We start from the raw sequence: 24,299 nt of genomic DNA, 5'->3' as shown, positions 1-24,299 counted from the left end.
AAGCTGTTAGTGCTTTGAGGCACTGGATCGGCCGGATCGCATAGTGATTGCGCTCTTGGGCAATCGCGGAACAGCCCGGACGCCCGCCCAAAGCGTGGCGATCGTTTGCTCGACCACGAGAGTCTGGTCAGGCAAGTCAGGCACAACCCCTTGGATGACCATGAGCGTGGCGAGGCCCGAAGATCGCGTACCACCAGGTGTGGGCTACCACTATGTCCTCGCTACTTGGCAATCCTTCACCCTTGGCAACATCGACAAAGAGCTGTACGAAACCTTGGAACAAAGGCGTGCCAATGTCGTTGATGTATTGTCCATCGCGGACGCCGTTGCGGTTCTCCGGCTCGAAGAAGACGTTACGAAACTGCTGTGGATGGGCAGTGCAGAACTGAATCAAGGCACGTGAAGTTACTCCGAGTTAAGTTGAGGGCAAACTTTAAGTAGCTCGCCAAATCATGGTTGCTGCGTAAAGAGCAAACGCCGGAACTGAGAAAAGAGTGCGGATCACATGAAACCGAATCCATCGCACACGCGTTTGGGCCCAATGGGACGGAGGGTTCTGAATAGACCAGGATGCGATTTGATGGTTGATGCGGACACATGTAGGGACGCCGATGATGATTACGAGCGCGTAGCAGACAGCACCTGCAGCGGCAAGTCGTCCGGAAATAGAATGGACACCATAGATCACAGCGAGGGCTACGCCTCCTGCCAAAGCGCCGATGACCACGATCGGCATGTAAGGATCAAAAGTACAATTCGTATGCTGATGGAATTCAACGTAGGAAGAGGCTGAAAGCCGGGACATCGCACATCCCAGTCCAATCCAGTTCACGATCAATCCGCCGGTTGCGAGCGAGGCTAACAATAGAACGATCAGTACAAATGAATTTTCCATGGTTCAGGTACCTCTGTTTTTGTTGGGAGCATTCTCAGCCGTTATTCAATGCTCGGTTTGTACGGCCAGTTCCGACAGAAATCCGTCAATCTTACGCCGTTATCTTCTCAAGCAGCACCTCGTCCGGCTGCGACAGATCGAGGGGTTCCACGTAAGGCTGTCTCCGACTCAGATTTCCGGTGGGCCAGTAGACTTCGATCATGTTGCCGTCAGGGTCGTCGAAATAGAAGGCGAAGGACTCGTGGTGGTTGAAGACAAACTTGATCGGGATCTTCTTCTCCACAACGCGCGCGTGCAAAGATTGGAGCTTGGCAAGTGAAGAGACCTTGAAGGCGATATGGGCGAAAACAGGGTTGGCGAACAAGGCTATTTCGTGCGATTGCACATCGGGACGGCTGCTCAAAAAGGCAGTCGCTCCGAGTGGATGGTCGGGCGCGCTCCCGCCCGCGATCTCCATGCCAAAAACGTCTTTGTAGAATTCCACGGACGCTGCCAGGTTTGTGGCGCGTAATCCAATGTGGCCGATACCGGTGTCCTGTCGGACACCTTGCTTCTCCGTGGAAGCCTCCTTGGCCAACAATTCCTCAACGCCGTTCAAGGTGGTGTGCGAAGCATTCAAAGTTTGTGCCACTATCGTGTTCTCCTGTTCTTGTAGCGTGGCAAGCAATTCTGCACGGCTACTGGCTTAATATCGGACGGATCGTAAGGTGCAGCAATTACCTCGCAGGTAATCGTTAGGCGCGATTCACTCGCTCTGATACGGCTCGTATTCGATCGCAGGGTCAGACGTTTTGACTTACAGAGGACTAGATTCATCCGCTAAAGGGAAATGAGGGAGAGAACTTGTCTTCGCCGGGGGGATTCTTGCGTAATCTTTCAATTGCCGGGAACGAAATCAGTCTGAACGGCGCAGACGCCGACGACCCGTGAAGATGGCTTGTCGAATCCCACGAGTCGATCGCATATTTCCGTGGCATCTTCGACACCAAGCGATTGAATCGGTCGTTTCGCTTGCCCGGCCTGTATGGAGTCGGTGGGCGCATTGCCCCGGCGCGATTAAAGCAGGTTTTCGACTACATCGAAGCTCATTTAGATCAGCAAACTCATCTCTCTGATCTCGCTGAAACAGCATCGATGAGCACCTTTTACTTTGCGCGTCTGTTTAAGAACTCTGTGGGTTTCAGTCCGCATAAACACGTGATCATGCGCCGCATCGAGCGGGCGAAAGATCTGCTGAAGCGGTCAAGCATGAGTGTGTTGGAAATCGGTATCCGCGTCGGGTACCTGGACGCCAAACATTTCAGAAATACATTCCGTCGTGAAGCTGGCGTCTCCCCGCTGGAGTTTCGATCCTCACAATCGTGACCGCATCGACGTACTCGGGGTTTCGGCCATAGCACTACGAGATTTCCTGCGCAACCCAAGACGACCTTTGGGAGAAGAGAGCTTTTGTTTCATCCGCACTCCGAGCAGGACCTGATCAATCAGGTCATTGCCATACTTCTCCGTTAAAGGCGCGAACCGAAGCAGGAGCCGGTAATACACAGGCGCGAAAATTGCATCGACCAGTAGCTCGGCATCCGTATCAGTGGAGAACTCACCTGTTGCCTTGCCTCGCTCAATTTCCGCAACAACGGACGCTCTCCGCAGACTGACGTGCCGCTCGTAGAATTCCCGCAGGATATCGGGATCGCTTTGACCTTCCGCGATAAGGTCGCCGACCACTTTTCCAAAGAGGCCGTTAACCACCTTAATAAGCCTTCGCATCCTTGCGCGAATTGCCCCTTCTGCCGTTACCGTGGCCGGGATCTCCAAAGGTTGGTCAAGCCTCTCATGGAACATGGCCATGATGAGCGCGGCTTTGGATGGCCACCATTTATATAAGGTCGGCTTACCTACATTTGCGCGCTTCGCGACCGCTTCCATCGTGAGCTCGCGTGCAGGCTTCTCCTGCAGCAACTCATAGACGGCATCCATGATCGCTGCGTGGGACACCGCCGCCTCGCCGCGCGGCCTGCCGAGACGCACAGATTTATGGGCTGATCCGGGCACGCCTTTATATTACCTGAACGGCAAGAAAAATAAAGTTGCATCTCATTTGTTTTCTTTACGTCTAGTAAATATAAGTGCGATTTGTGGAAAGCGGATCGCGCAGGGGAAATGCCCATGAACACGACAATTCAAGAGAACCGCATCTGGTCAACCACCCATCGGATCAGTGCGGAAGATAAAACTGCGATGACCGCCATGCGCGCCATCGTTGAACCCAACAAAGGGCGCCTGCAAGGAACGGCCGCTCGCGTCCCCTTCGACGCCATCATGGAGCGGGTGGCCGCGCCAGCTGGCGTTACCTACGAGGCTGGAACCGTGGGAGGCCTCTCTGGCTGGTGGTGCCGACCGGAAGATCCTAAGTCCGGCGACGCCATCCTGCACATCCATGGCGGTTGGTTCAACTGGGGTTCGGCGCAGGCCTTCCGGCATCTCGTTGGCCATATGGCTGCTCGCACTGGTGTGGCAGCATTCGTGCCGGACTATCGGCTCGCCCCCGAGCATCCCTTTCCGGCAGCTTCAGAAGATGTCCGCGCAACGTACTTTGGTCTTGTCGAACGCGGCTATTCGAAGATCGCCGTCATGGGCGACTCGGCCGGGGGCAATCTCGCCCTTGGCCTTCTTGTTTATCTCTCGGCCAACAGCCCCTCAGGCGCAGTGGCGCCCGTAGGAGCAGTCGTGCTCTCGCCCGTAACTGATCTGTCGCTGACTGGAGCGAGCTGGGAAACTCGCGCCTCCGCCGATCCTTACTTCCTCCGTTCGCAGGCAGCCGAGCTTGTACGCTCCTATCTGGGCGGTCATGACCCGGCTGATCCATTGGCCTCTCCGCTGTACGGCAAACTCGCCGGGCTACCGCCGATCCGCGTCCATGTCGGCGACGATGAGGTGCTGCTCGATGACTCGCTCCGTTACGTTGAACGGGCTGTTGCGGCCGGGGTGGATGCTCGCGTTGACGTGTGGGAAGGCATGCCGCACGGCTTTCTCTCCGGCATCGGTTCGCTGGCCGCCTCCAAGCAGGCACTCGATCAGATCGGCCGGTTTCTGGTTGATCGCCTGAATCTGGTGAAACTCGGCTGATCGCAGCAATCAATTGAAAGGCGAACTCATTCGCGATTCCAACCGAAAAAGGAGATTCGTCATGAAAGTAGGGTTTATAGGTGCTGGTAGAGTAACGGGTACTTTCGGTCGTCACTTGATCAACGCTGGTCACACCATCGTTGTATCCAATTCCAGAGGGCCGGAGACACTGGCTGATTTTGTCGCTGATCTCGGTCCAGGCGCCATCGCCGGCACGAAGCAGCAGGCAGCCGAGTGCGACGTCGTCATTCTTGCCACTCATTGGATCAGAGTAGCTGACGCTCTCAAGGGCATTGATTGGCGAGGCCGCATCCTGATCGATGCTACGAACGCACATCTGGACCCTCCAGATATCAGTCTGGCTGGCGTGACCAGATCAAGAGCGGCATTGAAGGGGCGCACCTCTAGCGAAATAGTCGTCGAGATGGCAGTTGGCGCACGGCTTGTGAAATCGATCAGCAACATCCCGATGATCTGGATACAGGACTTCTCGCCGAACAAGCCCCGTACCGTCATCTTTACATCCGGCGACGACGCCGAAGCCAAACAGCTAGTGATCGAGTTGGTCAACAGCACCGGATTAGCCGCGATTGATCTCGGGTCTCTCGCAACAGGTGGTGCAATGCATGAGGTCGGCGCTCCACTATCCGGGCTCGATCTCCACTTCGTCCGTCGGCTTCGGTGATTCCTGCTCTTACATCCAAATATGACCTTTATACCTTCGCTTTCCCGGAGATATCACATGAAGCGTTTCATCAGCAGCGTCGTCTTTACTCTCACGATTCTCACCGCCACTGCAAGCTTTGCTCAAAGCCCCCCACCTGCTGAGAGCAACGAGGCTACCCCTGCCAGCACCGCGTCGGACACTGTTGACGTTCAGCATGTGATCGACGCCTACCACGAAGCCGTTCTTACCCACGATGGATCTCGACTGGCCAGTTTATTCATTCCTCAAGGAAGTATGTGGCTCAACGTGCTTTCCGATGAAGCTTATGCTCGTGCTAAAGCAAAATCGCCGGATGCGGTGAAGATTCGTGTTGGAAGCTACAGAGATTTCGCGAAGGTGGTCTCGACCTCAAAGGCCAGCTTCAATCCGACTCACACACATCTCGAGGAGAACAGCGACGGGACGATTGCGTCGGTATACTTTGACTTCGTATTCCTAGTAAACGGAAAGGAACAAAATCGTGGGAGCGAGACTTGGGTGTTGGTTAAAGGAACCGATGGCTGGAGGATAGCCGCAATAACCTATTCGTCAAATCCACACATGCCATGAACAGACCCCGTACGATCATCTTTACAGCCGATGACGGCACCGAAGCCAATTGACGATTTTCATATGATCAGGCCATTCCTCCCGCCCTTCTCGCAACCCGCAGTGGATGATCTGCGCCATCGCCTGAGGCAAACACGATGGCCGGAGATTGTTTCTGGCGCCGACTCGTCTACGGGCGTGGATCGTGGGTTCCTCCAGGATTTATGCGGCTACTGGATGAATACATTTAACTGGAAATCGCAACTGGACCGTGTTGCAACTCTCAATCACAATCGTTACCAGGCTAGGGAAGGGCACATCCATTTCATCCATGAGAAAGGGAAAGGTCCATCCCAGTTACCGTTGATTCTCACGCACGGTTGGCCCGGATCGTTTCTGGAGATGCTCAAGATTCTGCCGCTTCTGACGGATCCCGCGGCTTACGGTCACGATGCGGCTGATGCGTTCGACGTCGTCATCCCATCGCTTCCCGGTTTCGGATACTCCGACAAGCCCGCACAGCCCGGGATGAACTTTTTTCGGGTCGCGGAGATCTGGGCGGAATTGAATGAGCGCTCTCGGGTATGAGCGGTTTGCTGTACAGGGTGGAGACCTCGGAGCCGGCGTGAGCACGGCATTGGGTCTGCGCTACAGCCACCGAATCATTGGTGTCCATCTCAATTACATCCCCGGATCTTATCGGCCTCACTTGCCAGATGGTGCAACCCTAACTGCAACCGAGGAGCGCTTCTTGGCGAGCGCTGCAAGCTGGTTCGACGAAAACGGGGCATACGCGCATCTCCAGGGAACGCGCCCGGATACCCCGGCCTACGCGCTCAACGACTCGCCCGCTGGCTTGGCTGCGTGGATTGTAGAGAAATTCCGCGAATGGTCCGATTGCGAAGGGAATGTTTACCGCAGCTTTACACGCGATGAGCTGCTCGCAAACGTCACGCTCTACTGGATGACGCAGACCATTTTTTCCTCTTTTCTTATGTATCACGCGGGCAGAAAGGCCCCGCTCCGCTTCGCCGCCGACGATTTTGTTCATGTTCCATGTGCTATAGCACATTTTCCGAAAGAGATCGTATTCCCGCCGCAAGAATGGGTTGAACGTGGCTACAACGTGCAGCGCTGGACAGAGATGCCAAAGGGCGGGCACTTCGCAGCTGCCGAACGACCGGATCTCCTGGCAGCGGACATCCGTGCCTTCTTCAGACCACTGCGACAGTAAAAGCCAACGGGCCTCTAAAGGAACAAGATATTGGACGTCACAACACCTTGATTGGCAAACTGTAGTTCAGGAAGGGAACCTCCTATGTCCGTCAGCAACGCTCTTACAGCATCCACGGTCTCGCCGACCTCCGCCCCAACAATCGAGATTCGCGCCCTGCTGCCCGGCGACGACGCGATCGCCTTCCGCACCCTTAACGAAGAATGGATCGCGCGTTACTTCAGCCTCGAAGCCCCCGACATCGAAACCCTCGGCGACCCAGAAACCACGATCCTACACAAAGGCGGATCGATTTTCATGGTCTACGCAGATAGTCTTCCGGTCGGCTGCGTCGCTCTCATTCCCCTCGACCAGGGAGTCTATGAGCTCTCGAAGATGGCCGTCACGCCGCAACTCCGCGGTCGTGGCCTTGGCCGTCGCCTCCTCCTCCACGCCATCGCCCAGGCCCGCCTCCTCGGAGCCACGTCGCTCTTCCTCGGCAGCAACACCCGCCTCGCGGACGCCGTTCATCTCTACGAGTCCGTCGGCTTCCGCCACGTGCCGCCCGCTTCCCTCCCGCCCAATCCCTACGCCCGCGCCAACGTCTTCATGCAGATGCCCCTCTGAAGCCCGCGCAACGCCCTAGGCGGAGGAGGCTCGCTGCGTCTGAGAAAGCTCAGGAGTCCTTCATTTTGAGCGACACAGGGCATCGAGACGGCCAACTGTCCAACCAGACGTAAGAGAAGATTCCTTCCTGCAATGGCTCGTGTCTCGGTGTGGGCCCGAGATTGGGACCGTGATGTCAGCTTGTGTTGGCCTCCTGGCCCGCCCTAATCTCGATTGACGAATTCAGGTCTTAGCGCATTTCCAGACTCCCTGCTTTGGGATTGATGCTCGCCGAGACGGGCTCATTGATGCCACTGCCAATCCCATGCAGTTCGCTCCATGGAGTCGCTGGTTTGCCTTTCACCTCTCGCCAAGGCGAGAAATGCAGGAACGTTTCTGCGAAGCCCTCAATGGGTGGATTCGCATCAAACGATTACCTGCGAGGTAATTGCTGCGATCCTTGATCCGTCCGATATTAGGGAAGTAGTCGAACAGGATTTCCTGTAAGGCTGCGGATCACAAAGGAGAATCACATGCCGAACTATCCAGTTCAAACGATCGCTTCTGCGCCCGCGGGTTCGAAGTCGGCGCTCGAACAGCTCAGGAAGGCTTTCGGTGTCGTACCCAACATCGTCGGCGCTATTGCGAATTCACCGAAACTTATCAACTCCCTCGTTGGCCTGTTTGGGCAGGTGCATAGCCCAGGCCTCACCGAGGCGGAGAATCAGATCGTTCTGCTGACAGACGCAGTCACGAACTCCAGCACGTATGCAGTGGCGTTCCACACCGCCTTGGCTCTCCAACAGGGAATCAGTTCTGAAGAGACAACCGCAATTCGTGAGCGGCGCTTACCCACGGACAAGCGATTTGCGGCGCTTTCAGCACTGGCGAAGGCGCTCATTGAAAAACGCGGCCACCTGACCGAGCCGGAACTTGATTCGTTCAACACTGCCGGCTTCACGAAGGAACAGGTCCTCGAGGTTATCGCCACAGTGGCGGCCTCGACGATCACCAACTACACCGGGACCATCGCGAATCCGCCGTTGGACGATGCCTTCCGGCAGCACGCATGGCGTGGCTAAAGGTGCAGAATGCAAGCCGTCGAATCCGCGGCTCATGCTTCGTCGGAGTCCATGTCTGACAGGAGGAGATCGAAATGGCAACGCAATCTATATCCCCAGTTCCTCAGCTCGGCGAGTTGCTGCGATATTGGAGACAGGAGCGTGGCAAAAGCCAGCTCGATCTCTCGCTCGACACCGGCATCTCGCAGCGCCACCTGAGCTTTGTGGAGAGCGGGCGGAGCAGTCCCAGCCGTGATTTCCTTTCCATCGTGTCGGATGCATTGAACATTCCTCTCCGCGAAAGGAATGTTCTCCTGCTCGCGTCGGGATTCGCTCCTCAGTTCAGCGAGCAACCCATCGATGCCGATCAGATGGCGATCGTGACGCGGGCCATCGACCGGATGCTGCTACAGCACGAGCCGCATCCGGCGCTGGTGCTCGATCGGTACTGGAATGTGATTCGGACCAATGAAGCCGCGCCGCGATTCTTCGGATCATTTGTGGATCTGGAGAAAAGACCAAAGCCGCGCAATCTTCTCGACCTAATGTTCGATCCGGCGGGGATGCGGCCTTTCGTTGAGGAGTGGGAGAAGGTAGCGGGCGGCCTGCTACAACGGGTCCGGCGGGAGGCAGTGGGTCAGGTACTGGACGCGAAACTCCAAGAGCTGCTGAAGCGGCTGCGTCAGTACCCAGGAGCTGCAGGACTGAAGACCCCGTTGGTGCCTCAGAGTCCCGTACTGCCCATCACCTTCCGGCGAGGAGATGAGCGCTTCTCTTATTTCTCGCTGATCACGACGGTCGGCACGCCACAGTGCATCACGGCCCAGGAACTGCGCGTGGAGTGCATGTTCCCGACAGGTGTTGAGGAGAGAGCACTATGAGCGTTCCTCTGTTTGTAAGCGAGAGATCGAAGCCAAAGATCACAACACAACGGCTCTCTGTGGGCTGCCTGATCTACGAGCAAATGGATCAGATGGACCTAACAGGGCCGTTTGAAGTTCTCTCACGCATGCCGGATACATCGATCCTAATCATTGGCAAAGAGATTGCGCCGGTCCGTGACGTGCAGGGATTTCGACTTTCGCCGGACGCGAGGATAGCAGAAGCAGAGCTCTTCGATGTTCTGGTGGTGCCCGGCGGTTATAGGCAGCAAGCGCTGATGCGCGATCAAGAAGTGCCTGCTCTCATCCGCGAGCATGAACGGAAGGAAAAGCTTGTCTTTTCTGTCTGTACCGGGGTTCTGCTATGTGGCGCCGCCGGCGGGCTCGTGTGAAGACAGGTGACGACACACTTGTCTGCACGGCACTTGAGGGTTCGGCCGCATCTGGGCTGAGGCTGCTCTTAAGCGCGGTGATCGGGTTACAGCGACCGCCCGCAAACTGGCAGACGTAGCCGATCTCGCGGGAAGCTTTGGCGACGCGGTGCGGCCCCTTGCCCTCGACGTCACCGACTCTGCGCAGGTGCAGCAGGCAGTTCATCAGGCATACGCGCACGTCGGCCGACTGGATATCCTTGTCAACAATGCCGGCGCGAGCCTGTTCGCGGTTACAGAGGAAGCAAGCGATGAGCAAATCCGCGGCCTCTTCGATACGAACTACTTCGGCACTGAACGGTTTGCCGAAATGCGATAACTGAGATTGGGCTTACTAAATTGCTGAAAGCTGCTCAGCAACTCTATTGTCTATTCGACCGTCTTTGCAGCAGTCCAAGGCGAATCACAGACGCAAAACGAAATCTTACGAATCCTCTGAATCGCCGCATGCCTCATGCGGAACCTTACTAGGATCGGAGCTCGGGATAGAGCAGGAACAAGTCGATGCCGTCCATCGCATATCGCGCATACAGGAAGTCATGGACTGAAACCACGCGATCGCCATCGAAATCTATTGCAACAAAATACGCAGGCCTATCGAGCGAGACCTCGCGGTCGTAAACGATCATGGCAGTCCTGCCATCTACGATGCCCGCCGCGTAGGCCCACCGTTTGGCGGCTGCATAGGCAGAATAATATTCCCCGCCTTCGCGCTTTCCTTGCTTGCGTAGCGTCGCGACAAGGTCGAGCTTCACGTCATCTGCCAGCATCGCTCGGACCGCGTCGAAGTCGCCGGTCTTGAAGCCCTCTACATAGCGAATCAGCCGGGCACGCATCGCATCCGACAGAATTGGAAGCGATATATCTGCGGGCTCCCTGGCAATCTCGCGCAAGCGGGTGCGCCCTCGCTGCAGGGCGGATTTCGCCGCGGCCTCGCTCGCTCCAGTAATCGAAGCAACCTCTTCCAGTGAGTGGCCAAGCACATCCTTCAAAATGACCGCGCTTCGCTGGAGCGTCGGAAGCTGCATGAAGGTGCGCAGACTGGTCGCGGTAATCTCGTGGTCCTGGTCGGAGCAACCCGGAGCGGCAATCATGTCAAGGGCCTCGTCATCCAGCATTATTGGACTGCGGGCGCGGCGGCGCAGGAAATCGAGCGCGGTGTTATGGGCGATGCGGAACAGCCAGCCTTCGGGGTTGTCGAGGATGCCCGTCTTCGGCAACGTGACAAGAGCCTTCATCAGCGCGTCCTGGACAATATCCTCTCCATCCACGGCAGTGCCCGCCATGCGCGCGCAATAGCGATGGAGCTTTGGGCGGACGTCGCCCACCAGCCTTTCGAACTCAACGCGCGCGTTATCGGTGATCAGGTGTCGTCTCCTCAGAAGGCCAGCGCTTTTGAAAATGATACGTCGAGAAGCTGGAGGTCACAATTATTGCGAAAGCCATAGGCGACGCCCTGCCTGTATAGCGGATTGCTGAGTAGTTCAACAACCTGTTCTCCTATCTGCGCTGGGCGCAGGACAGAGCCATAACGTTGCAGGACAAACTTCTCAATACTGACACCCTCGATCGCCGCGCAGACAGCTGCAACCTCATGGCCAATGGTTGTACCGGGAATCAGTTGCATTGGCGCTAGCACCTGGAAAAGTATTCCAAGATCGCGGTCGCGCGATACTTTGTTTGCACTATGGGCCATGAACCACAACATCCGCTTGGCCCCGACATAGCCGCCAGAAAGGCTTAAGTCGTCGGGCTCGATGAAAGGTACCGCAAGTACCATCGCTGCTCCGCTCGACATGACCAGAACTCGGCTACCTCGTTTCATCGGCGTGCAGAGTGCGGCCTGAATTCCGACCAGCCCCGCCTTCACATCAGTATTCCAGACGGTCGAGAACTCGTCCCAGTTCTGCTCGTCGATCGGCTTAATCGGCAGCCGCGCACCAGCGTTGAGGATCAACACGTCGGGCACCTCTTCACGAACCACCTTGTTCATAAGCGTGGCGTCGGTTGCGTCTCCGGCAATCACCGCGGCGCCGGCACGTTCGGCGGAAGAGAGGTTTGCTCGATCGCGACTCATTGCGATCACATTCGCGCCGCAGGCAGTGAGCGCCTCGACCATCGCGAGCCCCAGTCCCTGGCTGCCGCCAGTGATGACCACACGTTTTCCGGTCAGGTTCTGCATCTTCATTCTCCTTTTGGGGCTGCCACACAGGCCGGCCTAATCTTGTCTCCCTACTGAGAGGCTGGCGTATTACTTCAATTTCATCAGTGCCAGGCGGATTGTTTCAATCGCACACACGGATCTTGATCCACGCTGGTTGTGTCGTCCGCCTGATCCGACAGCTACTTGTTTACTCTCGTCAGCGTTGCAACAAAGTTTGGCTCCCACGTCTTGCCTCCGTCATCGGAATACGACTGTTCCACGCGATGAGAATCCGGTCTGATATCGGACCAGACAAACCGCACCAGAATGGATCGTCCTTGGAGCAGCTCCCGGCCGAAGAACTCCCCTCGTTCATTCTTGAACTCGCCAATCAGTGGTTGGCCTAACGTGCCATCGTCGCTATTGACGAATGTCTGACTCCATTGATGCGATGCGGGATTGTAGAGAAATAGGGACAGTCCCTGGAAATGGGTCGCAGTGTTACCGGACTCGATCTCCTCCAGATTGGCGCGTCCATCCCAGATCTTCTGGACCGTCACAGTACCGTCGAGTTCAATCCAGGCAGTGGAACCGGATAGCGGATGCAAGAGGATTCGATTGTGAGCTTTCCAGCTACCAAAGTGGAAGTCAAAATCGTGCTGCCCACTGGGTGCTGGGCTGACCGCGGGCGATTGCAGGCCAACGGAGGCCTGGTTGGCTTGAACAAATAACGCGCCATGGGCCAAGCCCATTGCACAAAGTACAAAAGCGATATAGAAGTTCTTCGTCGCTCCGCGCCGCACTGTCTTGTTGACGAGCATTCGGCCGATGCACCGGTTTGCATTGATTATCCGGTGTGTATTGGTTGTGATGTTCATGGTGCTCTCCTGTCTCCGCGCATCAGGCGTGGTGATTGTAGACAACCTCGCCAGCGAGGCTGTCGAACGCTGCCAGGGATGCAACCTTCGGGAAGTAAGCAATCATCTTGGGATCGGCTTGCATCGCTTGCACTGACGCGAGGTCGCGCCACTGCGAGTAGATGACTACGCGGCTCCCATCCTTAGCCGCGATAAAGCTGGTCGAAATCCAGCCATCAAGCTTGCTGACGACGCCCTCGGTACTCTCACGCAGCAAGTGGATGAGCTTCTGTTGATTCTCCGGCTCAACGGTCAGAACGTTGACAAGAGTGGTGATGCTCTTCGTCACTGCAATTGTTGTGGTCATGGTGTTCTCCTCAGGAATGCGGATTTCTGTGTCGACATCATGAAGACGATTTCGAGTATTCAAACGGATCGAATCTGCAAGAAAAAGTGTTTCCGCGAGCGCAGGCAGGAAGGAATGCGCTTGAGCAAAAATCGTAAACGCGCACTTCGAACCGGATCAGTAACGAAACGTCGGCTTCTGCTTGCCGATGCCAGACTCAATTGGCGACAACGGGCCGAGGCACTCATCGAGACGGATCGGAGATCAAATGCGCTTTCGAGCCGTGTTTCCGAGTCATGTATTCTCAGCCCAAGCGAGCCTTGTTTCGGAAACGCCTAAGGAGCAACAGTTTTTGTTGCGGCTTCAAGAGCGCGCCGGTCCCAGTGCCCGCACCTTGCTGCCGCATCGTAAGTGGTCTCAATAAACTCAAGCAGGGTGGAATCGGGATCAGCCGAAAGACGCATCGCCTCATAGGGCAGCACAAACTCACCCAACTTGGTGTCGAAGGCGGCCTGTACAGGCGCAATCGAACATTCCCGATACCCGGGCGGTTCAGGATATGCGTAGCTGTAAAAAAATGGCGGAATTCCCGGTGCTCCTGGCCAGAATCCGCAGCTGCTAACTTCATGCGAATAGGCATCACGGGTTATCCGGTCAGGCAAGCCCGGCACGCCCGGATGTTCGGGCGCGATGCGTCCCGAGAAGCGCGTGCACGCAAGATCGAGCGCTCCCCAGAAAAGATGGACTGGGCTGACTTTCCCAATGTAGCGGGCACGAAAGATAGTGAAAACCCGCGTCGTTTGCAGCAGAATGGTCCAGAAGCGCCGGGCACATTCCGGGTCATATGCTTGGTGAATGTGATCCCGTTCAAATGGGATAGGGTCAGATACCTCAACCGGTACAGGCCAGATGCGCACCGGAGTATCGAGAGCATCGAGTGCGGCCTTCACCTTCTCGTAAAATGACGCGACGGTCGTCGGCTGCAGAGGAATAGTCTTGCAGCGGCCTTCGCTGGTTTCTAACCGCAGCACATGGTCGCGAAAATCGAAGTCGATCTGCAGTGTGCGGGTGCCGTAGGGCATGATCGACGTGCTGACGCCGTGTATGCTCGGATACAGGGTCACGGCCCAGGTATGATTGATCGCCGGCATGAGCGCGAGCCGAACCTTACCGACGATCTGCATCCAGAGTTGCAGCGTTATGCATGTCTCGCTCCATGCACTCTGGGGCAGGGCCGGCCAGATGTCATCCACTTGAGTCGGCACATCTGCCTCCTTCTTCTGCAAACTTGGCTAACGGCCCTCAGAGCACGATCTTAAACTGCTCTACAGTTGGTATCCGTCCGCGATCCACTGAGCGAAGAGATCGATGCGTGTCTGAGGCCATGGACCCTCGCCTCTTGGCGGAGGTGGCGGCATTACTGCGCCTCCGATGCCGCGGATACGGTCGTAGATAACGGCCGCGTGAGCCTTCACATCGTCGTAGCTTGCCAGGTTAAATGCCTTGCTCATGGCGCGAATGTCGCGCTCAGTGAAGAAGGGGAGGATGTCGTTTTGAAAGCTTGTCAGTTTTGCCATCAGAGAACCTCGAAGATGCTGTAGAGTGGGCCGTCTGCAAACCTGTGACCAACGCCAACAGCAACGATCCTGTTGATCCAATCATATTGCGGCGCGGCGGTCTCGAAGATCGGAGTCATGCGGAAGTAGTAGGCGCCGGGTTCGACAGCTTGGCCCTTGTCGAGCTTTTCGATAATGTCGGGTGGCCCAGCGCGCAGGCAGGTGTACGTCATCACGATCAGTGCCCCGTCCGTCGTTTTGAGCAAAATCTGAACATCGAGTTTGATGCACGAATCCGTACGCACAGACTGCCAGTCATTGCCGCTGACGACTTCGCCGGAAAGGCGCTCACCCTCGAATACCCCTCCCGGAACAATGCCGATGCGTCGGAATCCGTTGGGAGTTTGACCGACGACAAACAGAGGTGGCACCTGCTCGCGCAGGACGAACAGCGGGCGCGTTTGCAAGCTCTTCAATGACTCCGGAAGTGCCTGGCTCAATGAGGTGGACACGACTTTCTCCTTTCCGAGCGATCGTTTGCAAGGCAGTTGTTTCCGGAGCGGAAGCACAAGGTGGTGCGACTACCCTTTCGCCGAGAGAAATGCAACGAGCGCCTTGGCTAACGCCTCAGGTTGCTCTTCAGGAACAAAATGGCCTGCATCTGGAATCACAAGGGAAATGGCGCTTTGGAAATAAGGCTGAAGCGATTCGCCCATTGTGGGAATGGAGTATTGCCCGCCGACCGCGAGGAGACGGATTGGGAGTTTGCCGGTGAACTGCTTCTTATTGAATTCCATATCATCGACAATCCTGCGGCAGTAGTCGAAGGCCGCGTCCATGCGCCCTTCCCGGGCATAGGCCGCGACATAGGCTGCTATATCGCGCGGAGGTACCGCTCCTGGCTTGTACACCTTGTTCTTGAACCACCATCCAACATAGATATCCTCCTTCCCTTTGGTCAGTTCGGCAGGCAAATCGGGAAGCATTTGGAAGATGAAGTTCCACTTCCTCTTGTAGTCAGAGAGCTGAATGTCGTTTAGCAAAGTAATGCCGGGAATTCCAGCCTCGATGAGAGTGAGAGACTTGAAATCGTCCGGAAAGAGAAGCGCCCAGCTGTACGCGCACCATGCACCAAAATCGTGAGCGACGACGTGGAGGGGCGCCCCGAGATTCCCGACGAACTCATGAAAAACTCTGGCGACGTTTTCGGTGGTCGCCGGTGCCGAAAGGATTTCCGAGTCCCCGAAGCTTGGCAAGTCGGCCGGTATCAACTGAAATTTCGCAGACAATAACGGAATTAACCTGTTCCACGATCTACGTGTTTGGGGAAAGCCGGATATCAGGAGGACCTTCTCTCCGTTCCCGATTCGGTCGAATGCGATCTTCTTCGCTGCGCTCGCCGTATCGAGAGGTCCCGAAGTCAGTTCGCTGCGCTGGGCGGCAGCAGCAATCGAGCTGAAGCTGACGTGCGTGCCCACGACGCCGGCAACGCCAATTCCGAGCTTGAAGAATTCTCTTCGTTGCATCGGGTTCGTTTCCGCGATGCCTGCCAGTGTGATCGGTTCTTCGTTGTGCCAGCGATCCATGGCTATGACTCCTGTAGTTGTTCCTGCTGGTGCGGTGACGATTTCAGGCGAGATATTCAGGTGAGGACTACAATCTTTCCGCCAGCCTTGTTCTCCTCCATCACGCGATGAGCCTCGACAATCTCGTCCAGATGGAAAGTCTTGCCCACCTGAATGCGCAGGGTGCCAGCCTCAATCTGTCGGGCAAGGGCGTTGAGCGGCGTCCGCATGAAGTCTTCCGATTCGCCGGCGTAGACGGTCAGACAAACCCCTGTGGGGATTATGTCCATCGGCGCAAACTGGTCGAAGGACCACTTGTTTCCGACGATGCCGGTCATGCAGACAACGCCGCCCTGCTTGGCACAGCGGAGTGAATCCTCCAGCGTTGTCGTGCCGATCATTTCCAGCACCTTATCGGTGCCTCCGGGATATTTGCGGTGAACCTCGCCGGCGATGGAACCAGTATCCACGATGACATCTTCGGCGCCGCCTGAGTGCAGCAGTTTGGCGCGGTCGGGATTGCGCGTCGTGGATACGACGAAAGCTCCGCTGTTCTTGGCGATGGCCGCTGCAGCAAGCCCGACCGAAGTTGTGCCGCCGCGGATCAGAAGCCGCTCGCCCTTTGCCAGCCGCAGTGACCGGAACAGTGAACCCCATGCGGTCTCCAGCATCTCCGGCATCGCGCCCAGCGTTTCCCACGGCAGGTTCACATCGATCTTCTGCACCTGGCTTGCCGGCGGGCATGTGTATTCCGCGTACCCTCCGTCGAAATCGCGGCCCATGCCGCCCATCGCGCTCGCCACTACGTCGCCCTTTTGGAACTCGCCGCCGGGAGCTTCTTCCACGACGCCGACAGCTTCAATCCCAAGCACTCGCGGGAATTTCACTCCCGGCGAGTGGCCCTGCCTCGTGAAGAGTTCGGAGCGATTCACTCCGAACGCTTTAACACGAATCAGGACCTGTCCGTAGTTCGGAGCCGGTATGGGACGATTCTCCAACTTCAGGACCTCTGGTCCGCCCGCCTCGTAGATCACTACAGCTTTCATCTCGGGCATGAGCCTTCTCCTTCCAGATTTAATGGCGCGGCGGATTTATAGAGGAAAAGCTATATCGCGCGATCTTCCAGGAACCATCACTGTCCTTCCGGAAAATGAAGAGCTCCTGATTCGCTTCGGCGCTGCTGTTTCCCGTCGCGTGGTCTAATGTTGTCCCCGCAGAATTGGTGCGTGCAAAGGCCCACTCGGGCGCCAAGTCGACGATCTCTGCGATGGTGAACTTGACGTTCAGCGTAATCGCCTTGAAGACCGCGTCGTAGGCTCTCCTCAGCGCATCCGCGCCGACCGCAGACGGACTATACGGAGGCATGAATACGCCGCCTTCAAGATATAGGGACATCACCGCGTCGGTACTCGATGCATTCAGCGCATCGTTGTATCTCGCCAACAGGGCGGTTATCGCTTCTTTGGTTGCACTCATTCGTCTGTCCTCAAAATTTCCGAGTCTTCCTTGCACACGAATATAGGTGTTTCCGGCTTGATTCAGGTAGGCGAATAAATGGAAATGTATTTTCCAAATATGGGATAATTTGCCGGAAGACTCGACTAAACAGGCAATCTGGGAAAGAGCTGCGGAGCCATTTTGGCTGCAAAATCCTTGAACACGCGCACCACTCGAGGCATGTGCCGATTTCCAGCATGTACCAGGGAAAGATCAAAGTTCCGAAACTTCCACTTTGGCATGATCTCGACTAGCCGGCCATCGCGCAACAGGCTTGGCTCCACCACGGGCGGAAGATCGCCGATGCCGACACCCGCCAGAAGTGCCGTAGCAAGCCCGGCATAATCGTTCATTGAAAAATACGGCTGAAACGTCAGGGCTTCCCGGTCTTTGCCGTTTACATGAATGAAGTTCCACTGGCATTTCGGCTTCCAGAAAGAAAACGCCAGCAGCTTGTGCTGAAGGAGATCTTTTGGATTCCTTGGCGGTTTGTGCTTCTTCATATACGCCGGACTCGCAACAAGCTGATGTCGATATTTGAGGATTCTCCGGGCGACAAGAGAGGAATCTTCAAGATCCCCGACCCTAACGGTTAGATCAACACCTTCGGAAACATGGTCGACGATTCGATCGGTGATGAAAATGTGAGCGCGAACCTCGGGATAAGCTTCCTGGAACGCCCCTACGATCGGGGCCAGCAACGTGTCGGAAATGCTGGGTGGAGATGCAAGTCGCAGGGTGCCTGAGACATGCGACAAGAGATTGGAGGCCGCGTTGTCGACGGCATCGCTGAGTTCAACCATCCGCCGCGCATGTTCGAGGACCTCCGACCCGGCGTCAGTCAGCCGCAGTCGCCGCGTCGAACGTTCGATCAAACGCACTCCGAGCTGATCCTCCAACTCCGCGATGCGGCGGCTGACAGTCGAGGTCGGCATCTTAAGAACGCGAGCTGCACCCGAAAAACTATTTGCTTCCACAACGTGCGCGAACACGACGAGTGAATTTAGATCGGCCATAATCTTCCCAGAATTAGGATTCTAATGTCTGATCTTACCGGATGGTTAACAGTTCAGACGGCTGTCGGTTGTGCCCTAGAGGAAAGGCTGAATGGGATGACGGCGCGAAATCAATGGTTGAAGTCGGCGTCGACCTGATTTTCGGCTGAATTCAGGGGAACAGGGCGTTCGATCAGATACCGCGAAGCGCTGTCATGAAGGCCTTGATCTTGCGGGTCGACGAACCTTTGCCGTATTTCAGGTTGTGCTCAATGCATAATCCGGAGAAGAAGGAGAGGACCATCTCCGCGACTGCAGCAGGTGCCATCCTGGTCTTTTTCGCTTCGATGATCATTTGGACTCCTTTCAATTCTTCAAGGCGAAAGCCACCTTGCAACCTGGTTTCCCAATCTCAAGATCTGCTTGACATGCACCGGGGTAGTGGCGGGCCACGCAACGCTTCAGGCGACCGTGGAACGCTAATGAGAATTTTCAAGGAGCCGCAGAGCGAACTGGCAGATGGTCCTGAAATTGCGAAAGCTGGTCGACCAGCGCCACAAGTGGCGCTCGCGCGGGCTCAGCGATTTCATATTCCACGTAGAGGACAGACTTGCTCAGATCTCGTCGCAAGATCAGCTGTGCTTTTTCAAGGGATCTAAGGTTCGCGGTCAGGGCCTTCTTGGACGCCGATGGTACGGATGGGAGACGGCACTTTGCGTTATAGGCCTAGCGGGATCGAAGCATTCGTAGATGAACAGGAACGCAGGTCGGCATTGCGTCGCAGAGCATAATTGCAGACTTTCGAAACCGCTCTGTGCGGCGGCCCTGCTAGTTGTTGAGGCCCGTCGATATATGTCGGAAATCCGCGTAAACAAAGGCTAGAATGGGCATAGCCCGTTATTCCGCCCACAGAAATTGAGGAATACATGGGAACCTCCTATCAGAAGGGGTGGGTCAGGCTACGCGGAAAGAAGTGGTACGGATATTTCCGGCGAACCGAAATCGATCCATCCACCAACGAACCCCAACCGGCTGTCGCTCAAGTGATCCTCGGATTCAAGAGCGAGATGTCGAAATCGCAAGCCAGACAAAAGCTGGAAAGCGAAATCGCCAAGCTGGGAAAACAACCACTCAACGGTGACAAGTCCATGATCAATGGAGCTGTCACTCTCAGATGGTTCGTTCAAAATCGCTTTCTTCCGTTGAAAGAGTCGGAATGGAGAGAGGAGACGGCCAAGGTCAAGAAACACTTGATCGAGACCGACATCCTCGAAGACCTCGGAGAAGTCAGGCTAGAAAACTTCGACAAGTTCATTCTCCAGACCCATCTCAACAAGATTGCGAAAACGCGAGCAAGGGACACGGTGTTGCAGATTCGTTCCTACGTCAAATCGATCTTTGCCGAGACAGTCGATCAAGGCTTTCTCGCAACAGATCCAGCCCGCAAGCTGAAGACTCCCGCGAACCTGCGGGAGAGCGACAAGACCGTGCTCACCTGGGAGCAACTTGCCGCAGCGCTTGCCAGGTTGGAACTGCGAGATCGGGTTTTGATGAAACTCGATATGACCAACGCTCTTCGCCCAGGGGAACTGTTTGCGTTTCGATGGAAGTGTCATCGACCCGAGACGCTCTCGCTCACTATTGTGGAGACGATCTACAAGGGCAAGATCAGATCGTTCGGCAAGACAAAAGGAAGCCTCAAGGAAATACCCATCCCGCAGGATGTCTCCGAGAACTTGCTTCTCTGGAGACAGGTTTCCCAGGAACGGTATGACAAGAGCAGACGTAAGCGCGGCCCGTCGCCCGAGGATCCGGAAGCGTTTATGTTCCGCGGCCGATTCGGTGGCTTCATGGACCCGAGCAACTATCGGAAACGGGTGTTGCACAAGCTGGCAGAAGAACTGGAACTACCGAAGCTCACATTCCAGGTCATCCGCCGCACGATCGCAACCCTGGCTCAGAAGAAGGGCACCGTCAAAGACGTACAAGGGGTCATGCGGCATTCACGTGTCGCAACGACCACAGATGTCTACATGCAGGAGTTGCCAGAGGGAGTACGCGCTACGGTGGACTCCATTCATGACGAACTGCACACGACGATGGCAAAGCTGACAGGAGTTCCGCAACCGTGCACTGAGCATGAACAAATTCTTCGCAGAACAGCCGAAGCGTGGCGCTTCAGAGAGGAGACGGAGACGACCGACATGGCTTGGCTGCACGGCAGTTTGAAATTTGCTGCCAATTTGCTGCCAAACGTTTGGCAGGGGTTCCGCTAAGTTGTTGAGATATTTGGTGGACCTGATCGGGATCGAACCGATGACCTCTTCCATGCCATAGTCCCAACATTAGTATTTTCAATAACTTACAAGACCCCCGTGGCTCCCTAAGTCCTTGTAAGCTGGTACCACGTCAGGAACCGACGTATCGCTAAACGTATCGCGTTTACGCGACTAATTTCTTAGCTCGGCAGAAAGCCACGTCGCGCCCGAATCTCCAAACGTAGCTCCTCGCGAAGCGCTTTGCTCTTCTTGAGCCGCTTGAAGAACTCTTCCAGCACACTCACCATAATCGCGTTCACGCTGACGCCTTCCTCTTCGGCCCAAGCTCGGATTACGGAACGAGCTTCGGCTCCAACGTGCAAAAGTTGAGGCTTGGATAGCGGAAGCCCAGCTTTCCGAGTCTGCGTGATCGTTACATCCTTCCGTTCGACATTGCGGAGGGCGAAAAGAACCACCCTCGAAAGATCACCGGCCACCCGCGCCTCCTCCGTGACCGCTTCTCGGAGATCGATGGGGAGGCGCAGAGTCATACCAGCGCGGTCTTCCGTCCACCGCTGCCCTTCGCGGTTCACGTTCCTACCTGTCTTATGTTTTATCAAGGCATCTGTCTTTCTGCCCAAGTTGAAGTGCTCCGCAAAGAAATGGTCTGTTCCAGACCCTCGCCGCGAACGATCGCTCCGTTCGTATTGAAATGAAACTTTCAAAAGCCGACTCAATTCTAGCGTAAAGAAGCAGAGCCTTGCCTCCACCCGAAGCTATCAAAATACCGCTGCGGTTTCCTTTCCTACCCGCTGTAGAGTCCTATGCTGCCCGCGTAAACGCTCTGAAATTCGGTTCTCTTGAGAATAGAGAAGCGCATGCTTCTCATGTCGAGCCATCCACCGGAACGAAAGGTAGGTGTTCGCCTTCTGAAAAGGCTGACTCATGATGAATTATCACGGGGCCTTGTTTTGGAACTTGGCTAGACTTGACCTTATCGGTTCTGCGCAAAATGATCGATACGGAAGTCGCAATCTGAATCTGCTTCAGGAGACGTTGAATGGCTAGAGTCAATTGGACAAGAAAGGAATTGATAGTCGCCTTCAACCTCTATTGCAAGATTCCTTTCGGCAAAATTCACAACAAAAATCCAGACGTGATAGAACTCGCCGGGGTTCTGGGCCGAACGCCTTCCTCTCTTTCATGGAAGTTGGCAAACTTTGCTAGTCTCGATCCGTCATTGAAAAAACGCAATATATCCGGCGCAACACATGGGAGCGGGCTAGAAAGAGAAATTTGGGAAGAATTCAATGAAAACTGGGAGCGATTGGCATTCGAAAGCGAAGCACTTCGACTCGAAATGTCTGGTCTCTCTCCGCTAGGCGAAGACGAACAGCTTTTCCCTGAGGGGAAAACTCGTGATGCTATTGTGCGGACGCGGGTGAACCAAGGATTTTTCCGTGCCGCGGTTCTGGCCGCGCATAGCGCGAAATGCTGTATTACGGGAATTGCGGTCGGTGAGTTGCTCTGCGCTAGCCACATCGTTCCGTGGAGCCAGGACATCAAAAATCGCACAAATCCTCGAAATGGCCTTTGCCTAAATGCCTTTCATGACCGCGCATTTGATCGGGGGTTATTGACCATAACCCCCGAGTACGAAGTCAAGCTTTCAACGAAGATGACAGGTTCGAAAGGACCTGGATTAGATTCGTTCATTCACAAATATGATCGGGCCAAGATAATCGTGCCTAGTCGCTTTGCCCCAGACCCATTGTTCTTGCAATATCACCACGACCATATTTTTAAGTCGTAGTTGCGTTCATGAACCTGACACCGCACCCGCAGAGTATAGATCTGCAGAGTCGAGGCTTACGTCACTCTGAAAGGGTCTGGTTAAGACTCATTGAGTCTCTTGCTGCGATAACCTTTTGAGTAATGTGTCCAGAGGCATGATCTCAGTCCTTGCGTCGTGCTTGTAACTCTCCTGCCCCGGATAAACGACGATCTGATGGTTGGCTTTGATGTCGGCGCAGCCAATATAAAAGCCTTTACTAGGCTTCGGATCGCTAAGCGAACGCTTCATCTCGATTGCCCACCGCTCATTTGGAGCGGTTTCCAGAACTAGGTCAATCTCGGCTCCGACTGAGGTGCGGTAAAACCATGCCTGTGTGTTGGCCGGTACCGTGTCCAAGATGTTCTCTATGATCATTCCCTCCCAGCTTGATCCGACCACGGGATGCCCCAATAAGGTCTCCTGATCGCGAATCCCTAACAGCGTATGCAGTAGTCCGCTATCCCGCACATAGACCTTTGGGGAACGGACAAGACGCTTGCCGACATTGGAAGCCCATGGCTGCAGACGACGCACAAGCAGGAGGTCAACCATGATGTCGAGATATCTGCCTACCGTTTGGCCGCTGATTCCCAAGCCCGCCGCAAGCTGCGCCGCGTTCAGCATCTGGCCCTGATTGTGTGCGAGCATCTGCCAAAAGCGGTGAAGCGTCTCGGCTGGAACGCGTGGACCTAACGAGGGAACGTCTCGTTCCAGATAGGTCTGGATGAAGGCCGCGCGCCATTCGAAGCTCCGAACTTCGGTTTCCGCGAGAAAGCTGTCTGGGAAGCCGCCACGCACCCAAAGAGCCTGGCTGGCATTGGGCGAGAAACCAACTACTTCGCTTTCCAGGAATGGGGTTAGCTCCATATAGGCGATTCTGCCCGCAAGCGTCTCTGCAGATTGCTGCAAGAGATCAATAGAGGCCGAACCGAGCAAAAGGAATTGCCCGGTGCGTTTCCCTTTTCGCTTTCTCCGGTCGATCAAGCTACGCAGAGTTTGAAAGATTCCTGGAAGACGGTGGATCTCGTCCAGGATCACGAGCCGATCTTCGTAATCGGATAGGTAGAGTTCTGGGTCCGCAAGCTTGGCACGATCTGAAGGAAGCTCTAAGTCGAGGTACAACGCTGAATTGTCAGCATCGCTGGTGAGACTGAGTGCAAGCGTTGTTTTGCCAACCTGCCTGGGCCCGAGCAAAGCAACGGCGGGAAACTGACCTAGAAGCTGAAGGAGCCGGGTTTTGGCTGCACGTTGAATCATACCTTGCAATTATTCCACAACACGGAATAAATGCTAGGTAAATCTGGGGGTAAATCTGTGTTCCCAACACTTTCGGTATCAATCTCCAAGACGAGTTTGAACAAGCTCAGCGGCACCGATTGGGTGCGCACGCGTTCAGATCACCGTGACCGCGCGAATGGAAGGGTTTGGTGGTCCGGGCAAGCAGACTCGAAGCCTGCGATTTCGCACCGAAATGAGCCATTTGGATGTGACGCACATTGCCCTTTTAAAGGTACATATGTGCGGCAAGATATCTCCCACAAAACAAACTGGATAGAAGAGCGAAACCCTCAAAGTGCGTCTGCGCTTTATGTTCCACTACCGCTCTTTCCCTGAAAGACATCTCGAACCAAAGCGTTCCTCCACCGCTCTCTGAGCCTCAGAAAGCGCGGTCTTCGACCGCAACAAAAGCCGCACTCTGGCAGACAAAGTCTCATTCACCCTCACCGCCCTTGACGATGAGGGAAAGTGCTATCAAATGCTGCCTTGTGCTGCAAAGTGA

At 55.5% G+C, this 24,299-nt stretch carries 31 protein-coding genes and 1 pseudogene; 14 read left to right on the top strand and 18 right to left on the bottom strand.

Translation table 11 applies throughout. The annotated features are described in order from the left end of the window. Window positions 1–43 precede the first annotated feature (43 nt). Complete coding sequence (locus tag OHL23_RS26405; protein WP_263355041.1) at window positions 44–403, top strand: hypothetical protein; 360 nt, start codon at window positions 44–46, stop codon at window positions 401–403. A gap of 30 nt (window positions 404–433) precedes the next feature. Here OHL23_RS26405 and OHL23_RS26400 read toward each other — a convergent pair whose 3' ends face one another. After that, a complete protein-coding gene (locus OHL23_RS26400) occupies window positions 434–895 on the bottom strand; it encodes a DUF1772 domain-containing protein (protein WP_263355040.1) in 462 nt (153 codons plus the stop codon). A gap of 91 nt (window positions 896–986) precedes the next feature. Further along, window positions 987–1,526 (bottom strand): VOC family protein, encoded by a 540-nt coding sequence (locus tag OHL23_RS26395; RefSeq protein ID WP_263355039.1) that lies wholly within the window; start codon window positions 1,524–1,526, stop codon window positions 987–989. Between the two features lie 380 nt (window positions 1,527–1,906). Here OHL23_RS26395 and OHL23_RS26390 point away from each other — a divergent pair, with 380 nt between their 5' ends. After that, window positions 1,907–2,260: a helix-turn-helix domain-containing protein gene (locus OHL23_RS26390; RefSeq protein ID WP_263355038.1), complete on the top strand. Its 354-nt coding sequence runs from the start codon at window positions 1,907–1,909 to the stop codon at window positions 2,258–2,260. On the opposite strand, the gene OHL23_RS26385 is transcribed toward OHL23_RS26390, so the two are convergent. Then, a complete protein-coding gene (locus OHL23_RS26385; protein ID WP_263355037.1) occupies window positions 2,249–2,947 on the bottom strand; it encodes a TetR/AcrR family transcriptional regulator in 699 nt (232 codons plus the stop codon). The two genes, OHL23_RS26390 and OHL23_RS26385, sit on opposite strands and share 12 nt — an antisense overlap. A gap of 114 nt (window positions 2,948–3,061) precedes the next feature. On the opposite strand from OHL23_RS26385, the gene OHL23_RS26380 reads away from it, so the two are divergent. From OHL23_RS26380 to OHL23_RS26335, 10 genes are all read left to right on the top strand, one after another. Next, a complete protein-coding gene (locus tag OHL23_RS26380; protein WP_263355036.1) occupies window positions 3,062–4,021 on the top strand; it encodes an alpha/beta hydrolase in 960 nt (319 codons plus the stop codon). 61 nt (window positions 4,022–4,082) lie between these two features. After that, window positions 4,083–4,706: an NADPH-dependent F420 reductase gene (locus OHL23_RS26375; protein ID WP_263355035.1), complete on the top strand. Its 624-nt coding sequence runs from the start codon at window positions 4,083–4,085 to the stop codon at window positions 4,704–4,706. A 57-nt stretch (window positions 4,707–4,763) separates the two neighbouring features. Continuing rightward, on the top strand, window positions 4,764–5,297 hold the full coding sequence (locus OHL23_RS26370) for a nuclear transport factor 2 family protein (protein WP_263355034.1): 534 nt from the start codon (window positions 4,764–4,766) through the stop codon (window positions 5,295–5,297). A 63-nt stretch (window positions 5,298–5,360) separates the two neighbouring features. Beyond that, window positions 5,361–5,864, top strand: coding sequence for an epoxide hydrolase family protein (locus OHL23_RS26365; protein WP_263355033.1), 504 nt, complete (start codon window positions 5,361–5,363; stop codon window positions 5,862–5,864). Next, entirely contained in the window at window positions 5,845–6,510 is a 666-nt protein-coding gene (locus OHL23_RS26360; protein WP_263355032.1) for an alpha/beta fold hydrolase, read from the top strand. The genes OHL23_RS26365 and OHL23_RS26360 overlap by 20 nt, the downstream gene beginning before the upstream one ends. Window positions 6,511–6,594: 84 nt before the next feature. After that, window positions 6,595–7,116 (top strand): GNAT family N-acetyltransferase, encoded by a 522-nt coding sequence (locus tag OHL23_RS26355; protein ID WP_263355031.1) that lies wholly within the window; start codon window positions 6,595–6,597, stop codon window positions 7,114–7,116. A 512-nt stretch (window positions 7,117–7,628) separates the two neighbouring features. Further along, window positions 7,629–8,177 (top strand): carboxymuconolactone decarboxylase family protein, encoded by a 549-nt coding sequence (locus OHL23_RS26350; RefSeq protein ID WP_263355030.1) that lies wholly within the window; start codon window positions 7,629–7,631, stop codon window positions 8,175–8,177. Window positions 8,178–8,251: 74 nt separating this feature from the next. Beyond that, window positions 8,252–9,037 carry a helix-turn-helix domain-containing protein gene (locus tag OHL23_RS26345; protein ID WP_263355029.1) on the top strand — a complete coding sequence of 262 codons (786 nt, stop codon included), beginning with the start codon at window positions 8,252–8,254 and terminating at the stop codon, window positions 9,035–9,037. Beyond that, window positions 9,034–9,429, top strand: coding sequence for a DJ-1/PfpI family protein (locus OHL23_RS26340; protein WP_263355028.1), 396 nt, complete (start codon window positions 9,034–9,036; stop codon window positions 9,427–9,429). Before OHL23_RS26345 ends, OHL23_RS26340 begins: the two co-directional genes overlap by 4 nt. Window positions 9,430–9,478: 49 nt before the next feature. Further along, window positions 9,479–9,787, top strand: coding sequence for an SDR family NAD(P)-dependent oxidoreductase (locus OHL23_RS26335; RefSeq protein ID WP_263355064.1), 309 nt, complete (start codon window positions 9,479–9,481; stop codon window positions 9,785–9,787). Window positions 9,788–9,935: 148 nt separating this feature from the next. On the opposite strand, the gene OHL23_RS26330 is transcribed toward OHL23_RS26335, so the two are convergent. From OHL23_RS26330 to OHL23_RS29085, 13 genes and pseudogenes are all read right to left on the bottom strand, one after another. Further along, complete coding sequence (locus OHL23_RS26330) at window positions 9,936–10,796, bottom strand: RNA polymerase sigma factor (protein ID WP_263355027.1); 861 nt, start codon at window positions 10,794–10,796, stop codon at window positions 9,936–9,938. Window positions 10,797–10,846: 50 nt separating this feature from the next. Beyond that, the gene (locus tag OHL23_RS26325; protein ID WP_263355026.1) at window positions 10,847–11,650 is read right to left on the bottom strand and encodes an SDR family NAD(P)-dependent oxidoreductase; all 804 of its coding nucleotides are present in this window, start codon (window positions 11,648–11,650) and stop codon (window positions 10,847–10,849) included. A 161-nt stretch (window positions 11,651–11,811) separates the two neighbouring features. Then, on the bottom strand, window positions 11,812–12,489 hold the full coding sequence (locus tag OHL23_RS26320) for a hypothetical protein (protein ID WP_263355025.1): 678 nt from the start codon (window positions 12,487–12,489) through the stop codon (window positions 11,812–11,814). Between the two features lie 22 nt (window positions 12,490–12,511). Continuing rightward, entirely contained in the window at window positions 12,512–12,835 is a 324-nt protein-coding gene (locus tag OHL23_RS26315) for a putative quinol monooxygenase (protein ID WP_263355024.1), read from the bottom strand. A 314-nt stretch (window positions 12,836–13,149) separates the two neighbouring features. Beyond that, complete coding sequence (locus tag OHL23_RS26310) at window positions 13,150–14,079, bottom strand: DUF5996 family protein (RefSeq protein WP_263355023.1); 930 nt, start codon at window positions 14,077–14,079, stop codon at window positions 13,150–13,152. Window positions 14,080–14,139: 60 nt separating this feature from the next. Then, window positions 14,140–14,391, bottom strand: a complete 252-nt coding sequence (locus OHL23_RS26305) for a hypothetical protein (protein ID WP_263355022.1) — start codon at window positions 14,389–14,391, stop codon at window positions 14,140–14,142. Next, window positions 14,391–14,882: a DUF3237 domain-containing protein gene (locus OHL23_RS26300; protein ID WP_263355021.1), complete on the bottom strand. Its 492-nt coding sequence runs from the start codon at window positions 14,880–14,882 to the stop codon at window positions 14,391–14,393. The genes OHL23_RS26305 and OHL23_RS26300 overlap by 1 nt, the downstream gene beginning before the upstream one ends. A gap of 69 nt (window positions 14,883–14,951) precedes the next feature. Next, on the bottom strand, window positions 14,952–15,956 hold the full coding sequence (locus OHL23_RS26295) for an alpha/beta fold hydrolase (protein WP_263355020.1): 1,005 nt from the start codon (window positions 15,954–15,956) through the stop codon (window positions 14,952–14,954). 56 nt (window positions 15,957–16,012) lie between these two features. Continuing rightward, window positions 16,013–16,990 carry a zinc-binding alcohol dehydrogenase family protein gene (locus OHL23_RS26290; RefSeq protein WP_263355019.1) on the bottom strand — a complete coding sequence of 326 codons (978 nt, stop codon included), beginning with the start codon at window positions 16,988–16,990 and terminating at the stop codon, window positions 16,013–16,015. A 19-nt stretch (window positions 16,991–17,009) separates the two neighbouring features. Beyond that, on the bottom strand, window positions 17,010–17,411 hold the full coding sequence (locus OHL23_RS26285) for a YybH family protein (protein WP_263355018.1): 402 nt from the start codon (window positions 17,409–17,411) through the stop codon (window positions 17,010–17,012). Between the two features lie 125 nt (window positions 17,412–17,536). Then, the gene (locus OHL23_RS26280; protein WP_263355017.1) at window positions 17,537–18,448 is read right to left on the bottom strand and encodes a LysR family transcriptional regulator; all 912 of its coding nucleotides are present in this window, start codon (window positions 18,446–18,448) and stop codon (window positions 17,537–17,539) included. A gap of 172 nt (window positions 18,449–18,620) precedes the next feature. Further along, entirely contained in the window at window positions 18,621–18,782 is a 162-nt protein-coding gene (locus OHL23_RS26275; RefSeq protein ID WP_263355016.1) for a hypothetical protein, read from the bottom strand. Between the two features lie 137 nt (window positions 18,783–18,919). Continuing rightward, window positions 18,920–19,111: pseudogene (locus OHL23_RS29085) on the bottom strand (winged helix-turn-helix transcriptional regulator); the annotation flags it as partial. 242 nt (window positions 19,112–19,353) lie between these two features. Between OHL23_RS29085 and OHL23_RS26270 the strand changes: the two are divergent. After that, window positions 19,354–20,703: a site-specific integrase gene (locus tag OHL23_RS26270; RefSeq protein WP_263355015.1), complete on the top strand. Its 1,350-nt coding sequence runs from the start codon at window positions 19,354–19,356 to the stop codon at window positions 20,701–20,703. A gap of 182 nt (window positions 20,704–20,885) precedes the next feature. Here OHL23_RS26270 and OHL23_RS26265 read toward each other — a convergent pair whose 3' ends face one another. Next, window positions 20,886–21,236 carry a hypothetical protein gene (locus tag OHL23_RS26265; protein WP_263355014.1) on the bottom strand — a complete coding sequence of 117 codons (351 nt, stop codon included), beginning with the start codon at window positions 21,234–21,236 and terminating at the stop codon, window positions 20,886–20,888. 509 nt (window positions 21,237–21,745) lie between these two features. On the opposite strand from OHL23_RS26265, the gene OHL23_RS26260 reads away from it, so the two are divergent. Continuing rightward, window positions 21,746–22,498 (top strand): HNH endonuclease, encoded by a 753-nt coding sequence (locus tag OHL23_RS26260; RefSeq protein WP_263355013.1) that lies wholly within the window; start codon window positions 21,746–21,748, stop codon window positions 22,496–22,498. An 87-nt stretch (window positions 22,499–22,585) separates the two neighbouring features. Here OHL23_RS26260 and OHL23_RS26255 read toward each other — a convergent pair whose 3' ends face one another. Then, the gene (locus OHL23_RS26255; RefSeq protein ID WP_263355012.1) at window positions 22,586–23,776 is read right to left on the bottom strand and encodes an ATP-binding protein; all 1,191 of its coding nucleotides are present in this window, start codon (window positions 23,774–23,776) and stop codon (window positions 22,586–22,588) included. Window positions 23,777–24,299: the final 523 nt, after the last annotated feature.

The organism is Acidicapsa acidisoli, from assembly GCF_025685625.1.
Classification (GTDB): domain Bacteria; phylum Acidobacteriota; class Terriglobia; order Terriglobales; family Acidobacteriaceae; genus Acidicapsa; species Acidicapsa acidisoli.
This window is presented reverse-complemented; position numbering and strand designations above follow the sequence as displayed.